This is a genomic window from Frankia sp. AgPm24 (assembly GCF_023243055.1).
Taxonomy (GTDB): Bacteria; Actinomycetota; Actinomycetes; order Frankiales; family Frankiaceae; genus Frankia; species Frankia umida.
Genome location: NZ_JALKFW010000180.1, coordinates 14,444 through 29,290 on the forward strand (window position 1 = coordinate 14,444; position 14,847 = coordinate 29,290).

11 protein-coding genes and 3 pseudogenes are annotated in these 14,847 nt (G+C 65.2%); 4 read left to right on the top strand and 10 right to left on the bottom strand.

All coding sequences use genetic code 11. The features are described from left to right. Window positions 1-232 precede the first annotated feature (232 nt). The 7 genes from MXD61_RS28040 to MXD61_RS12360 all read right to left on the bottom strand — a co-directional run bounded on the left by MXD61_RS28040 (window position 233) and on the right by MXD61_RS12360 (window position 7,900). Window positions 233-361 carry a hypothetical protein gene (locus MXD61_RS28040; protein ID WP_285223239.1) on the bottom strand — a complete coding sequence of 43 codons (129 nt, stop codon included), beginning with the start codon at window positions 359-361 and terminating at the stop codon, window positions 233-235. Between the two features lie 540 nt (window positions 362-901). Beyond that, window positions 902-1,171 carry a HepT-like ribonuclease domain-containing protein gene (locus MXD61_RS12335; RefSeq protein ID WP_308222734.1) on the bottom strand — a complete coding sequence of 90 codons (270 nt, stop codon included), beginning with the start codon at window positions 1,169-1,171 and terminating at the stop codon, window positions 902-904. 206 nt (window positions 1,172-1,377) lie between these two features. Continuing rightward, window positions 1,378-1,554: a nucleotidyltransferase family protein gene (locus tag MXD61_RS12340; RefSeq protein WP_248813043.1), complete on the bottom strand. Its 177-nt coding sequence runs from the start codon at window positions 1,552-1,554 to the stop codon at window positions 1,378-1,380. Window positions 1,555-1,963: 409 nt separating this feature from the next. Then, on the bottom strand, window positions 1,964-3,985 hold the full coding sequence (locus tag MXD61_RS12345) for a hypothetical protein (protein WP_248813045.1): 2,022 nt from the start codon (window positions 3,983-3,985) through the stop codon (window positions 1,964-1,966). A gap of 92 nt (window positions 3,986-4,077) precedes the next feature. Further along, a complete protein-coding gene (locus MXD61_RS12350) occupies window positions 4,078-5,631 on the bottom strand; it encodes a hypothetical protein (RefSeq protein WP_248813047.1) in 1,554 nt (517 codons plus the stop codon). A 458-nt stretch (window positions 5,632-6,089) separates the two neighbouring features. Beyond that, window positions 6,090-6,758 carry a hypothetical protein gene (locus MXD61_RS12355; RefSeq protein ID WP_248813049.1) on the bottom strand — a complete coding sequence of 223 codons (669 nt, stop codon included), beginning with the start codon at window positions 6,756-6,758 and terminating at the stop codon, window positions 6,090-6,092. A 512-nt stretch (window positions 6,759-7,270) separates the two neighbouring features. Then, window positions 7,271-7,900 (bottom strand): hypothetical protein, encoded by a 630-nt coding sequence (locus tag MXD61_RS12360; RefSeq protein ID WP_248813050.1) that lies wholly within the window; start codon window positions 7,898-7,900, stop codon window positions 7,271-7,273. 160 nt (window positions 7,901-8,060) lie between these two features. Between MXD61_RS12360 and MXD61_RS12365 the strand changes: the two genes are divergently transcribed. Then, window positions 8,061-8,432, top strand: coding sequence for a hypothetical protein (locus MXD61_RS12365; protein ID WP_248813052.1), 372 nt, complete (start codon window positions 8,061-8,063; stop codon window positions 8,430-8,432). An 89-nt stretch (window positions 8,433-8,521) separates the two neighbouring features. Here MXD61_RS12365 and MXD61_RS12370 read toward each other — a convergent pair whose 3' ends face one another. Then, window positions 8,522-8,875 (bottom strand): NUDIX domain-containing protein, encoded by a 354-nt coding sequence (locus MXD61_RS12370; protein WP_248813054.1) that lies wholly within the window; start codon window positions 8,873-8,875, stop codon window positions 8,522-8,524. A 688-nt stretch (window positions 8,876-9,563) separates the two neighbouring features. Between MXD61_RS12370 and MXD61_RS28460 the strand changes: the two are divergent. Beyond that, a pseudogene (locus MXD61_RS28460) lies at window positions 9,564-9,746 on the top strand (hypothetical protein); the annotation flags it as partial. 158 nt (window positions 9,747-9,904) lie between these two features. On the opposite strand, the pseudogene MXD61_RS12380 reads toward MXD61_RS28460, so the two are convergent. After that, window positions 9,905-10,390 (bottom strand): annotated as a pseudogene (locus MXD61_RS12380) (helix-turn-helix domain-containing protein); the annotation flags it as partial. Window positions 10,391-10,589: 199 nt separating this feature from the next. On the opposite strand from MXD61_RS12380, the pseudogene MXD61_RS28845 reads away from it, so the two are divergent. After that, a pseudogene (locus MXD61_RS28845) lies at window positions 10,590-10,709 on the top strand (hypothetical protein); the annotation flags it as partial. Window positions 10,710-11,892: 1,183 nt separating this feature from the next. Here MXD61_RS28845 and MXD61_RS12385 read toward each other — a convergent pair. Then, a complete protein-coding gene (locus tag MXD61_RS12385) occupies window positions 11,893-13,224 on the bottom strand; it encodes a cytochrome P450 (protein WP_248813058.1) in 1,332 nt (443 codons plus the stop codon). Between the two features lie 212 nt (window positions 13,225-13,436). On the opposite strand from MXD61_RS12385, the gene bioB reads away from it, so the two are divergent. Beyond that, window positions 13,437-14,525 carry a biotin synthase BioB gene (bioB, locus tag MXD61_RS12390; protein ID WP_374628861.1) on the top strand — a complete coding sequence of 363 codons (1,089 nt, stop codon included), beginning with the start codon at window positions 13,437-13,439 and terminating at the stop codon, window positions 14,523-14,525. Window positions 14,526-14,847 lie beyond the last annotated feature (322 nt).

Below are 14,847 nucleotides of genomic sequence, written 5' to 3' on the forward strand. Positions count from 1 at the left end.
CACTCGGCACCGCTGCGAGCCTTTGCCGTGCGACCTCGAACTCGGTGACGATCTGGGTGAGAACTGAGACATGCGCGACACTGTCATGGTTTCTCGTGTGAGCTTACGAAGATCGCGAAAGTGATCAGTGGCCGACAGCTGATCAGACAGGTTGCCACGGGCCTGCTGAGCCTGCGCTTGTGGCTCAGGGAAGCAACTCGGCGTCCAGGATGACAGGGTGCACGGCGGCGGCTCAGGCTACGTCGCGTCGTCGCTCGGCGTAGCTGAACGCCAGGAACTCGCCGAGCTCCTCATCGGCGACGAACGTGTCGGCCGCCAGGTCATCGAGGGAAGAGCGGCCCCGGCCTGTGTCTCGGCGCACATGCAGGTCATCGCCAAACGCGCAGGGACTGTGCAGCCATCTCGTCCGGCCCGTCTCCTGCTGGGCACGGTCCTCACGGTCGGCAGGCGGTACCGCCCACCGGATCGACATCACCCGGGTCTCCAAGCGCCTGGGCCACTCCTCGCCCGCGATCACCGGTCGGCTGTACGCGCGCTTGTTGCGATCCACCGGGCAGGCGGTCGCGGAGACGGTCGTGAAGGCGGTTCCGCGGCGTGTGATGCGCCCTTCTCACCCACAGTCCACCAACAACGATCAACAGCCCCGAGTCGGGTAGGTGGGACATGTCAACCATGCAGGTCATGGGCCTGTGAAGCGGTGGACCATGTGTACCAGCATCCGAACCGTTCGATCATGGTTGCTGGCCCTGAAATCACTGTCCGGCCGGTCGCCGCACGTGCCCTGAACAGGGGCGATGCTCGGTGATCGCGTCGAGGGGAACATCACCCAACGAGTAGAACATGCGTTCCGAATGGATGGCGGTCCGGGGACTTCCGGGCGGCCAGGCGACCGTGATCGTGGTCAGTGCGGCTGGTCGAGTTGGCTGGCAACGAGCGGGAACTCCGCCTTGAGGAGCGTTGTCAGGTGCTCCTGAAGTTCGCGCAGCGCGGTGGTGGCGATGCGCCACACGATCGACCAGTCGACGTCGAAGTACGTGTGCACGGCGATGTTGCGGAAGCCGGTGACGGACCGCCACAGCACGTCCGGCCAGCGAGCGCGGATCTCGGGCGAGACTCGACTGGCCGTCTCGCCGATCACCAGGAGCTTCTGTAGAACGGCGCTCTGGATCAGGTCACTCGCTGCGAACGCAGCCTCATCGACGCCTCCGGACGAACGTCGTCGCGGCGGCCGCGGCTTCGATCATGTCGACGAGGTAGACCTCATCACGCCGCATAGAGGACCCTGGCCTCCGCGAGCACCCGATCGCGGATAACCCATTTCAGCCGGGACCTGGGCACCAGATCGACGCGACGTCCAACGATCTTCGCAAGCTCGTCTCAGAGATCGACGAGGTCGAAGCCAAGCGTCGAGTCGGGTGCCAGCACGTACAGCAGGTCGATGTCCGAGCAGGCGGTGTCGTCGCCGCGCGCCACGGAGCCGAAGACGGACAGCTCGGCGACACCGTAGCGCCGGCACACATCAGCAATCCTGCTGTCGCTCAGGTCGACGGTCACTTGACCATTATCGCCCCCAGGCAGCGATGACCGCGCAACTCGGCAGCGCCTCATGCGCGACGCCCGCCGGCATCCTGAGTGCGGCGTCGCCCACCATCCAGCCATGACCCGTACCGTCGCGAAGCGGTCCGACGCCTCGATTCGGTGACGATGTCGGTGATGGTGGTCGATGCCAGAGCTCGCCGCCACGCCTCCTCCGCGGACGACACCACCGCCGCGATCGTGCAGGGCGTCCAGTAGTTCGCCGCCCGCTACGTCGCCGATGTGCTGTCCGAGCGGGTCAGGATGACTCTGCGCCCCGACGACCGTGGCCTGGTCGCATCGCTCGGGGCGCTGGCGCCGGTGCCGTGACGGCTGAGGACGGCGTTGCGACCGCCGAATCACTCTCAACGGCCATGGAGAGCACTCGCTACAGATCGTGAGGGTCGCGTTTGTTTCCTTGGACACGCAGCATGATCACAGTGCGGGGACGAGGGTCCCCTGCTGGCCCGGGAACGGTACGGACGTGGACGCAGGCCGAAATCGAGGCCAGGCCATCGGGTTTTTCCGTAAGGTCGAGAACGACGAGGAAATTCACCGGCGGACCGCTGACCTGATAGGAAATCACCTGAGGTAAAAATGCGCGAGCATAGGAATCCCAGGATGGGTTTTTCCAATCTCGCTTTAGTTCCAGCGTGATCAATTCGTCGTGCGGCCGCCAGGCGACGTCGACCCGGCCGCCCCCGACATTACCCCCTTCCAGATCCACCCGAAGGCCCTGCCCGCCTAGAAAGTCGCGCAGGTCTTTGCCAAGCTCCTTTTCTAGTGGCTTGGGGTCATCTTTCTTCAACCGGCGCAGGTATCTGCGGTCGTCTCCACCGAACCTCTGGGTCTCGGACAGGCGGAGATCCAGAAATCGCAGCAGATACAGCAGGATCCGGTCGATGTCGGCAGCGAACTGGCCAGTATAGCCATCCGGGCACTGCTGCTGCAATTGAGTACAAGCGTTTCGATAGGTGGTGGCGATAATAGGGACCTCGTCAACCGGCTCCTTGGCTCGCCAGCCCTCCCACATTGCATTGAGCCGTTCAGCGAGATGAGGCGCCGACGCAAGGAAGTCGTTCATCTGCTTGGTATCGTCGACACTGAGAGAAAGCCCGGCGAACATGATCGCCGGGCGATCAGCTTTTGGGTGGGACTCGCCCCCTCCCGCGGACAGGGTTCTTCGCAGCGCAGTGGCCTGCTCGCGGACCAGTGGGGTGGAAGGGTCTCCGTCGGCGGCGGATGCAGTGCCGAGTTCCTCCAGCCACTCGTCCAGTAGGGCCAGTCCGTTCTCACGTGCCAGAAGTGTTCGTTCGACGCGTGGAGCAAGAACCCCGTGTAGTCCAGTGAGGACCGGATCCGGGCCCGCGGGACTGTTCGTGCCGCTGCCGGAGGCGAAGAGGTCCAGGCTGCGGTGAGCAGCGTAGACGTCAACCAGGTTGCCGATGATCGCTGCGCCGCGCAGCCACGCACCTGGACGGTCGGCGTCTTGTGCGCGGTAGAGGGTATCCAGCAGGCACTGCCACGTGCTCAGGGTGTCGAAGCGCGGGGTGCGCCACCCCGGCGGAAGGCCCAGCAGGTTTAGCCGGATGTCCAGGATGGATTCTTGAAGCCGGTGAATGACGTCTTCCGAAACGAGTGCTCCTGCGCTGTAGGCGAGCACCGCGTCGATGGCCGTGCCGAAGGCGGCCGCGTCGGAACGCTCCTCGTCGCAGTAGGCGTCACGAAGGTGCTGCCGAGCTTTGAGGAACAGGGGGTGAGCCTGCTCGAGGGTGCCCGCGGTGAGGGCCTGGCGAAGTGTGAGCATGCCCAGCTCGAAGGCGGCGTCGTCGGCGACATCATCACGGTTCAGGAGCTCTTCCAGCAGGCCAGGAATCTCTGGAGCGCTGAAGTGCTCGGCGACTGCTCCCGCCACCCGAACGGCCCGACCGGCGAAGTCGTCGTCAGCACGGCGCAGTTCTCTGCGGATTCGGCGCAGCCGGTCCAGTAGCCCGTAGGAGCTGGCCGCGTTGGCAAGTACGACACGGGCGCTGGCCTCCAGCGCGATACCGCCGAGCAGGTTCAGTCGGGTCCGGCTGACGTCCAACCACACGTCTACCAGGTCCTCGCCCAGGACGCGGACCACGTCGCGGTGTGCCAGGAAGGTGGCCACTACCTCCTCGAGGAGCAACGGATCCTCTGGCGCTTCGGCGGCGGCGAGGAGGAAATCCCGACCTGACTGGTCATCGAGCACAGCAGTGTCGTCGCATGCCAAGCCGACCAGAGTCGGCAGCTCGTCGTGGTCCAGTAGCAGGTCTCGGGCCTCGGCCAGCAGCGCGACGCCGCCCAGCTCGAGTAGCGAAGGTACCGGTGCGCCCGTGCTGCGGGCGTCCAGGAGCGGCTGGAGGGGGTCGGCTATACCGAAGGGCATCGGTCGCCTCCTCGAAGCCGCTCGCGTATGTGGTGACAGTAGGGTCTACGCCAACCTGGGCCTGCGCAAGGGGGCCGACGTGTCTACTTGAACTACCACAGCCGTCTGCCAGCGGGAGCGAGGCGCATGCGCCCGGTAGGAATGACTGATGCGACGTCTTGGCCTCGGGCGGTGGCGATAATGACCTGCAGTTCAGGTGCCATCTCGGTCAGTCTCACCAGGTCCTGCAACATGAGCCGAAGGTCGCCGCTGTCGACTTCTTCGGCCCCCGGCGAGTCGATGACAAGTAGTCCGGGATGTCGGCCCACGCCGCTAGAGATTCCATGTCGCAGGAGCACGGTCGTGGTAACGATCTTCAATCGCAGCTGTTCACCCTCGGTCAAAGAGCTATAGGAGTGCTGCTGGCCGCCTTTCCACACCTTCAGAGTGGCTCCGGTGCCGAGCTTGACGCGCTCAAGCATTTCCAGGCCGAGGGCACGGCCCATGGTCACGATGTCCTCCTCGACCGCCCCCAGGACCTTGTGCAGAGCTGTCGTGCGCCGCTCATGCGCGGTCTTGAGGGCTGCCTGGAGGATGACGTTGGCCCGTTCGAGGGGAATGATGTCGAGGCCGGCGTCCATATCGGCGAAGCGGCCTTGACGCTCAGCGACCGCTCCCTCCAAGCGCGCCACGGCCAGTTCCACCGCTCGCCGGTCGGTGGACTCCGGCTCATCCAGGGCGGCCTTGAGTGCCGACTCGGCCTGGTCCAGGGCCTGCTCGGCGACCACGGCGCGCTGTTGACATCCCGCGAGGATGCTGGCTGCGATCTCCGTCGCCTGCTGGACACCGATCAGTGTCTGCCGTAGATCTTCACGGTCTTCGGCCGCCCCCTCCTCGGCGACGTCTGACTGACCTTCAGGTAGTTCCGAGGTGCACAGCGAGCAGCGTCCCTCCTGCTCTTGGGCCCATCGTTCCTGGGTAACGCGCGTTTCGCACCGTGGGCACATGGTCGGGGTCAGCGTGTGGAAGAACGCCCTGGCCTGTGCTGCCTCCTGGGCCGCCTGGATCGTTGATACCAGGCTCTGCCGCTGCTCCTCCAGCGTGTCGTGCTGTGATCGCGCGACCATGAGATCACGCTGGGCGTCTCCGGCCTCCTGCGTGGCGGCCGCCAGCGTCCGGTAGGTCCGATTCAAGTCGGTAGCAGCCAGTCCTGGGTCGGGCAGCCCCTTCAGGCGCTCCCTCTCCGCTTCCAGCCGGGACGTCAGCTCACGCAGCTGTGCCTGACGAACCTCGAGGTCAGCGGCAGCCCGCTGCTTAGCGGCGGACAGTTGGGCAGCCACGATCTTTTGAGCCACTGAGGCGGCAACCATCGTCGAGGCCCAGGGAGCGCCGAGGAACAGCTCCAGCAAGCGGGTCGGGAGTGCGTTCTTCGACTCGTTCCCCAGGAGCTGGCCCAGACCGGCCCGGTTGATGTGCAACCCGCTGGCGTAAGACGGCCAGGACAATTCGCCAGTAATCGGGAGTGCGGCCACGCCCCCCGGTGGCTTCTGCTGTGTCCGTAATGGCTCCAGTCCGAGGCGTTCCATCATGAAGGCATCCATCGAATCCTCGAAGGCTTTTAGTCCCTCGAAAGAAACCAGTACGGTGCTCTTATCCTTGGAAGTCACGGTACCCGCGGGACTACCTCCTGTCACTGTCATCTCGACCAGAAGCGACTCCCCGTCCAGAACGAATTCAGTTCGCACTCGGTTCAGCCAGCTTCGCACATCACGCTGGAGCCCGCTACGTCCCCGCAGGCACCACAGGATCACTTCCAGGACGCTCGATTTTCCAGCCTCGTTCGTGCCCAGGGATGCCAGGCACCACACTCCGGAACCCAATGTCCAATGGAAATGAAAGGGCTGTCCAGCGCTCTCCGGGGGATCTGTGCGACTCCGCGCGGGACGCACGCCTTCGAACTCGACCTCTGTTACTTGAAGCCGATGAGGTCGGGGAAGTGCAGTGCTGGCTCGTACGCTGTGCTCTGCAAGAATCTCGACGACAGCGTCCACGGGGTGCCCGGATAGCGCAGCGACGTCGTTCAGCCACACCTCAACTGGTCCAGCCGTGTCGACGGTTTTCTTGCTCACGCGAGACCCTCCTGTGCCAGCGCCGTCTCAAGGCGCTGGCGCACCCGGAGTGTGATGCCGCCGATTATCTGGCCCTCCGGCGTGTTGGCATACTCGTCATGGCCGTACTGCAACGCTTTCAACTGAGCCCCAGACATACCTTGCGAGGCCATCGCGACATAGGCGGTCTGCTGGTCGTACCAGGTTAAAAGTGGCTCCGTGTCGCGGAGCAGTTTCGCTTTGGTGGCTCCGGCTTCCAGCAGGTAGTGATCCCGCCGCTGGACTGACTCGTCGGATATCCGTCCGACCCGTCGTCGAGCGATGAGCCCATAGTGCAATAGTAGGCTTAGTGCGTTATCCAGTGCCTCAAAGGCCCCGTGTGGACCACGGAGCATGCGATATGTGTGAAGTTCCGGCTCTCGCTCTTCGAGGACTGTGCGGGCGTCTAGCAATCTTTCGGCTGGAAGACGGCCCTCTTCCCATCCGCTAATGATCACATTTGCCAGGTAGTCCGGGTTGCGTACCAGGAAGTCGAGCTTCTGGAGCTTGCGTTCCGATTGGATCACTCGGACGGCCGAGCCCGGGACGCCGTCCGCGGGCCCACAGTCATCACCGAGACGATCTAGGATGAACAGGACGCGTGTCGCCGTCTGCCCGGAAGTCGGCAAGGGGCTGATGGCGAGCACCTCCCATCGCTGATAGTAGTTACGACTTGTCTGATGTGGCCTACTTGGGTGATATGCGTCGCTTAACATGCACTTGCCGTAATCTTACAAGGGCTGCACGTGTTTGTGAACCTTTGAAGGCCAATGGAGCGCAGGTGGCATTCCTACATCACTAGATCACCCGCTGCTGACGGCATGCTCCGTTCCAGAGGTGACGTCGAATTCGGCATTGGGTTTCAGGAATATGCAGGCCAGGGCACATCCCGATCGACCAGATCCGGGCTCCTCTCGCGGTCATGACGGTCCCCTCCCTTGGGGACGGCTCCGAGTTCGGCTGCACGCCGCTGGTGTGGCTGAATTTCCGGGCAGAGCAAGGCGGTGTCGCTTAAAGTGATTGTTTCGGTTATCCGGCTCGGGGGTTGCGGTGCCGCCGCCGGATGTCCAGGGATAGTAGCCCGCCCTCCAAGTCGCCCCGCAGACACCCCGCTGCGGCGCCGGAAAGGAGCACTGCCGCTCTTGGAACCCCGGAGGAGTTACGGCAGGCCGCTGCCCATGTCGTCCGCCGCCCCGGCCTCGGCCTGCACGATCCGGCTGAGCGGCCCCGCCTTCCGCAGCGCTTTGCGGATCGCAACCAGCTCAGACATCGGCCGATCCACCAGCAGCGGCTGCGGCGAACGGCGCTTCGACGCCCGAATCAGGGCCTTCGCCTCCTCGACCGTCAGATCTGGCCGAACCTCCCGGATCGCTTTGGTCGTCGACGGCCACCGCAGGGCGACGGTCAGCAGCAGCGTGCCACGCGGCTCGTTCGGATCGGTCGACGGCGGTGGGAGCTGGAGAAGCTTCCGCGGCTCACGTGGCACGGCCGGGGTTCGCTCCGGTCGCGGTTTCGACGCTGGTCCTGTCGTCGAGACCGGTCTCGACGACAAGGACGGTGCTGGTCTTGACTCCGGCTGCGCGCGTGCCTTGAACAGTTCCCCGCAGGCCAGACATTTGATCCTTTTCGGCGCGGCAAGAGCACCGGCGGCGCCGCCGACACCGAGGGTGGCAACCCCGGCGATACCGATCCCGGCCTTCGCCTTGAAGCTCCGCTTCGTCCGGAACGACACCGAGCGGCACTTCGGGCAGCGGACCTGCCCGTCCTCGTCGAGAACACCCTGCTTCATCCGATCCCCCCTCGAACAGGGAGAGATCATAGCGCCACAGATACACAGCGTTGGGCGATGTACCCCCTCCGGCGACGCGGCCCATCGGCTCGACCCCTACGCCGGCGCTCCCACCGACCGCTCGATCAGGGCCGGCTGGCCGGAAATCATCCGCCTCTGCGTGCTGCTGCTTGCCCTCGCCGAGTTCGCCCGGGTCCTGCGTCCCGCCGGAACGTTCACCGCGCTGATCCTGCATCCGTGCTTCTACGGTCGCCGCGGCGAGCGGGCGAACCCGGACTCCTACTACCAGGGCCGTCCGATCACCGAACACTTCCTCGTCGACGGCCTGCGTTCCCCCGCGCCTGCCACCTCGTGGACCCGGCCGCTCGCGGACTACATCACGATGCTGACTGCCGCCGGGTTCACGGTGACCGCGATGAGTGAGCCGCGGCCGACCGACGAGCAGCTCGCGACCAATCCCTGGTGGGCGGAGAGCTTCCAGTACCCGCCGTTTCTGCTCATCACCGCCCGCAGACTGGGCGCCGTCGCGTAGCCGCGATGCCGCCGCCCTCGATCCGACGCCGTCTCAGGAGTCCGCGCTCGTCGACCATGCTGGCTGTCGTGACGGTTCTCGTCCGCGTGTCAGGAGATCGGGGCTGTCCCGAAGGCCCGGCCGGTGTCGAGGTAGTGAGCGTTGGTGCGGCGAACGGCGTCGAGGCTCGCGCGGACACGGTCCGCCATCCGTGGGATCAGATGGCGCTCCAGGTGCTTCGCCTCGACCCAGCTGGCCTGGTCCAGCTCGTCGGGTGGCAGATCGAACGTCGTGTCCGGTGCGACTACGGGGACGTCGAAAACGAAGTTGAGCAGCCCGTTGTGGCCGTCGCGAGCCGAGACGTAGTCGACGACCAGGAGACGGCCCACGGCCAGGGCGATCCCGAGCTCTTCGCGCAGTTCACGTGCCGCCGCGTCGGGGGGCGCCTCCCCGTCCTCGACCACGCCGCCCGGGATCTCCTACCACGTGCGGCCGCAGGGGTGGACGAGAAGGACGCGGTCGTCGGGGTCCCGGATCAGGGCACCCGCCGCTGCTCGCAGCAGCGCGGGACGGGGGTAGTCGCTCATGCCCGAGCACGATAAGTGACTTGATGATCAAGTTTCGGTCTATGGCCGGGCCGCGCACAGGGATAGCAGATGTCGGGATTCCTGACGCGTTCGGGCGCCGGACCACGCCTCTTGATCCGCCACGGCGCGGATAGGAACGTCGCTTCGCTGATGGTCCCCGGGTGGGCGAGCCGGTCGGACCAGACCCATTGCTCCCGCTGATTCCAGGCGAGCTTCGTCTCGGACGGCCAAGCCGGGTGAGGTCCCAAAGGCCACGCCGTCGAGGAGCGTGACGCCGGCCAGACTGGCGTTGCCTGCACGGGCGAGCACCCCGAAAGCAGGGCAGGGAGCGAAACGATCATCCTTCGCCTGGAGGCTCGACCGACATCCGAGGAGCCCGTCAAAGTACGGGGTAAGTACGGGATGATCTCCGAAGCGGACGGGAAAGATCGCTCCGATGTGGCCGTCTACCTGGCGGTTTAGTGGACCTAACGCAACACAATAAGAACCGCCTGATCTTGGTCCAGGGACCTGAGATCACCGTCCGACCGGTCTCCACAAGGCTCCTGACCAGGGGCGATGCCCAGTGAGCACCCAGCCGGCAACCTCGCTCGACGGATCGAACACACGTTCCGTAGACCTAGTGGGTCCGAACGGCACCGCCCGCATGGTGACCGTGATCGTGGGCACCGTTGTCGGGCTCACTTTCCTCTTCGGGCTCGGCAACGTCGCCGCACTCGGCATCCGCCTCGGGGTCCCGACCTACGTCGACTCCTACCGGCTCGCCCACGCCCGCGCCGCCCGCCAAACCACCACCTGACCCGCCCCGGGGTGGGGCCAGATCAAACCGCCACACCCCCACCCGGCCACCCACCGGGCGGGGCCACTTCAAGCCGCCCGGATGGGGCCAAACCAAACCGCCAGAGCCACCCCGTAGAGCGCGAACGCCTCCTCCCGCTCACGCCCGGTCGACACCTCCGCCAGCGCACGGGCCTCCCGCAGCAGATCAGGAAGCGCACGCAAAATCGCAACATTCGCCGCGGCGTCCCGCAGACGGTGCAGGCGGACCATCTCCCCCCACATCACCGAGGAAGGCCGGGGCGTCCCGTCGAACACCGGCGCCAGGTCGTAACGCCGCAGCTCCCGGACGATCGACGACGCGGCCGTCTGCCACTGGTTCTCCGCCGGAGAGATCGCGTACGGGCGCCCGATCAGGTCGTTGGGATGGATATGCAGCTCCGCCGCGAGCGCGTTGAGCAGACCGACCCGATCCAACTCGATCAGACCACGCTCCATCTTCGAGACCCAGCCCTGACTCCGCCGCAGCGCCGCCGCGAGATCAGCCTGCGTCATCCCCAGCCGCAACCGGGCCCGCCTGGCGCGACGGCCGATCTCCTCCGCGTCCTCCACCATCAGCACTCCCGGCGCGTCCACCCGATCAAGCCCGATGCTGACACCGTACCCACGCGGTGAAGCCCGTCCAGAGCAGCGAATTCCTCCCCTCCGCCCTGCGCACCGATGCGCGAATCGGCCAAGTCGACACCCGCCGCCCGCATAGGAGACCCACCGCGCCGTCGCCCGGCCCGGGTGCGGGGCGTGGGCGCCAGCCGCGGTCGCGGTGATGCTCGACCAACTCGACGTCCAGCCCGGTAGCCGCGTCCTGAAGATCGGTTCCCCGAACGGCTACAGCGCGACGCTGCTGTCCGTGCTGGCGGGCCGCTCCGGCACCGTCGTGACCACCGATCCCGACCCCGCCACGATCCGTCGGAACGCCAGGGCCGGCACGACCTGCGCCACAACAACATCACGGTGGTCCGAGGTGACATCACAGCCCGACCACACCTACCCTACGACCGTGTTCTGGTGCGTGACCCGACCGGCATCCACACGGCGCTGGCCCGGGACGTCACCGACGGCGGAACGCTCGTCATCTCGCTCCGCCTACGCGGCGTCGAGCGGACGGTCTTGTGTGCGCGACCGTGACCGCTCGTCTCCGACTCGATTCGGCCCCTTCCCGGACATACCCCACACCCCCGGCGCACCGCGCTGTTCCTCACTGCTGGGAGACGCCTCGGCGCCGCGGGCCCCGCCGCGCTCCGGGACCCCGTCCGCGGGCCACGGCACCTCGTCGGGACCCGGTGTGACACTCCCCGTCCGTCTGCTCCCGTGCCTGGACCTGCCGCTGGCCACCATGCAGATGGTCTATAGCCGGCTGCACCTCGAGTCCGCCGGCGCTCAAAGGACTGACCCACCCGCTCGCGCGGTTCACCCCGCCGGCTATGGTGGTGCCGCGACCGGTTTGGCGCGCGCCGGTTGGCCGCCACGGTGGGCTTGGACGTTGGCAGGGACACCCTGGTCAGCCGAGTTCGACCGGGAATGAATCCGCGGCCGTACTCCGTCGGTTGACCGCTCGCTGCCTCGACCACGACCTCCGCCAGATAGGGCAGCACAACCCAAGATCAGAGAGATCACGCCAACTCAATCCTTGTGGCCCGCTGCCAATAATTTGGCGATGGTCGGTTCCGGCTCGATCACAAGGCTGCGCCAGATCCCCGTACTCGCTCAGGTAGCCACGTCGTCGACCACAGCATGCGATCTCGCAATCGATCAGATGCCACAGCTCTGGCCGTACACCGCATCGAGGCTGTCTGACACCGCGAGCAGGCTCCTCGCTCGACCCGGGCAGGGAGCCCCAGCTCGTCGGCGACGAGCACGACTTCGTCCACCGGGGCGTTCACCCCGTGTGCGGGCAGCGACCCCGAGATCAAGCAGGTGACTTCAAGCCGGTGCTCGTAACCGACCACCAACATTCGGATCACAAGAGGTCTGTTCGACCGCTAGAAGATCAGAGTCAGATCGGGATCCCGGCCAACCTGTGGATCCGGCGCGGGTCATTCCTGGATCCGTCATGTATTTCACGGTCGGCGAGTGAGAACTATGCGGGCACCTCGGGCAGGAACCAGGGTGACATTGCGCATGTAGGGTGCTTCCGGGCGGGGACGGTCCGGTCGAATATCAAAGTCGCGGAGCAGTTCGCGGAGCACGATTGTCATCTCCATTAGAGCAAATCCGGCACCGACGCAACGGCGAGCACCGCCACCGAACGGTATCCAGGTGTTTGCCGCCGGCTGACCTTCAATGAAACGTTCCGGCCGGAAACTATCGGCATCCGGAAAATTCTCTGAATCCGAATGAACAAGGCCAACGGCCGGCATTACGGCAATTCCAGCAGGTAGTCGATAGCCGCCGATCTCGACGGGTTCGGCAAGCTGCCTAGCCAGTTCGTAGACCACCGGACGTAGCCGCAAGATTTCCTTGGCCACGGCGGATAGGTATTCATCATCGCCGGTGGATGCTGCCTTTTGGGCGGCTTTAAGGTGCACCGGCTGCCTAGCCAGCTCATGCAGAGTCCACGCGAGAGCAGCGGACGTGGTCTCGTGACCGGCGAGGAGCAGAGTGATGAGTTGGTCACGTAGCTCGGCGTCGGACAATCCATCCTGTGAGGGATCCGAACGGGAGGCCACCAGCAGCCGAGACAAGATATCGGTACGGGATTCTAGATCCTTGGCGCGCCGACGTTCGGTAATCTCGCTGTATAGCAAGGCGTCCAATCGCTCCTGCCGGGCCCGGTACCTGCGCCATGGATTGACGCGCCGAAGCAGGGGGTTGGACAAGCCGAGTAGTGTGATCGGGCCAATCGAGGCGACATGGTAAACCAGTGGTCGCATTTCGGTGAGGCGGTTCGGGTCGGTGACACCGAACACTACTCGGAGGATTACTTCCAGGGTGAGTTGTTGCATCCGCGTGTAACCGTTCACCGGGCGATCTGTCTCCCAGCCGGCGACCTCGTCTTTGGTGAGCTGTGCCACCATATCCTGGTAGCCGCGCAGTGCGGGACCCGTGAATGCTGGCATCACTAGACGACGGACTCGCTTGTGCTCACCCTCATCGAGGAGAATCACGGAATGATCTCCCATTGCAGGGCCGAGGATGCCATAACCAGCGTGGAAGGTTGAGGCCGACCCAGTGAAAATGTTCCTTATATCGGCTGGCTTCGCGAGCACCACGACCTTCGGGGCGAACTGGGCCAGCTTCAGGGTGAAGATATCGCCGTGCCGCTGATGAACCCGAGGCAGCAAAACGTGCCGGTATTTTCCGTACAGGAACGTCTGGATCGGAGCTGGCAGTCGCGAGCCGCGCGGTGGCAGTCGCGTCGCCGCTGCGAGCGGGAAGGTATCAACAGGCATAACTTTCCCCTTGGTCTGCCTTGTAGAAAAGGAACGACGGAACCGTCGCCGGAATCGACTGCCCGGGAGAGCCTGTCCGGCGCTTATGGCCAAATATTCCCAGAATACCGTTTTCGTGGCGCGATGGCTAGATCGGAAGGTTGCCGGGTTCGACATTCGGTATGAGTGATCTTTCTGGCAATCGCTTGTGCACCGGTCAGACGGTCCGCATGATGTCTGGCATGACACAGCCTTCGCTTGACCGTTTTCTGGACTCTCTGACCTCGAAAGCCTTGCGGGGTGAACGGCCGTCCCGCGAAGATTTGCTTGCCGTGCTCCGTGTTCCCGATGAGAACATCCTCGATGTGGTTGCGGCGGCCTCCCGGGTCCGGCGGCACTTCTTCGGCATGCGGGTCAAGCTGAACTTCTTGGTCAACATGAAGAGCGGGCGGTGCCCGGAGGACTGCTTCTACTGCTCTCAGCGACTTGGCTCGCAGTCGGAGATCATGAAGTACTCCTGGATCAGCCCAGAGGAGGCGGCCAGTAACGCCGAGCGCGCCATCGCGGCAGGCGCCAAGCGAGTCTGCCTGGTGGCCAGCGGTCGAGGCCCCGCCGATCGCGACCTCGACCGGATCTCGGACACAGTCGACGCGATCAAGAGCGCCACGCCGGACGTGGAGGTTTGCGTCTGTCTCGGCCTGCTCAAGCCGGGCCAGGCCGACCGTCTGCGGGAGATGGGCGCGGACGCCTATAACCACAACCTGAACACCAGTGCGGAGAACTACCGCGACATCTGCTCCACGCACACCTTTGACGACCGGGTGAGCACGGTGACCGATGCCAAGCAGGCAGGGCTGTCGCCATGCTCGGGTGCCATCTTCGGCATGAGGGAAACCGACGAGGACATCGTGGACGTGGCGCTCGCCCTGCGCGACCTTGATCCCGATTCGGTGCCAGTGAACTTCCTGATCCCCTTCGAGGGCACTCCGCTGCAGGACCGCTGGGATCTGACACCGCAACGTTGCCTGCGCATCCTGGCCGTGTTCCGGTTCCTGTTCCCGGACGTTGAGGTCCGCCTCGCCGGCGGCCGGGAGATTCACCTGCGGGGAATGCAGACCCTCGCGCTGCACCTGGCCAACTCCATCTTCCTCGGCGACTACCTGACCAGCGAGGGCCAGCCGGGCGAGGACGACCTGAGGATGATCGCGGACGCCGGGTTCGTGGTCGAGGGTGCCGCGGAGCAGACCCTGCCGCAGGCCCGACATGACCTGGTGACGATCCGTCGGCGTGGTGCCGGAACCGAGCTGCCGGCCAACACCTGACCCCGCTCGAGCGGCGGCTTCGGCCCAACAGGAGTCGCCGCTCACCGGGGCAGGTCAGCCAGCACGGGCAGATGGCCCCCGTAGTAGGCGTCCCGGCATCGTCTCCGTTGAACCTTCCCAGACGAGGTCCGGGGGATGGTGTTCCGTGACAGAACAACCACGCTGTCCGGGGCGTGTCCCAACTCCGCTCGGAGCCGAGCCATGACCCGCCTGGCAACCTTCTCAGGCTCGGCGCCAGCCGCCACCCCCTACCCGTCAAGATGAGGTGAGTCAGGCGATGGCTATCATCTTATGACCTGGGCGGGTTGGGAGAGGAAGATCG

Bases quoted from the DNA above. Each gene is read 5' to 3' on its own strand.
- MXD61_RS12385 (WP_248813058.1), bottom strand. From the start codon at position 13,224: ATGCCTGTTGATACCTTCCCGCTCGCAGCGGCGACGCGACTGCCACCG.
- MXD61_RS12345 (WP_248813045.1), bottom strand. From the start codon at position 3,985: ATGCCCTTCGGTATAGCCGACCCCCTCCAGCCGCTCCTGGACGCCCGC.
- bioB (WP_374628861.1), top strand. From the start codon at position 13,437: ATGTCTGGCATGACACAGCCTTCGCTTGACCGTTTTCTGGACTCTCTG.
- MXD61_RS12360 (WP_248813050.1), bottom strand. From the start codon at position 7,900: ATGAAGCAGGGTGTTCTCGACGAGGACGGGCAGGTCCGCTGCCCGAAG.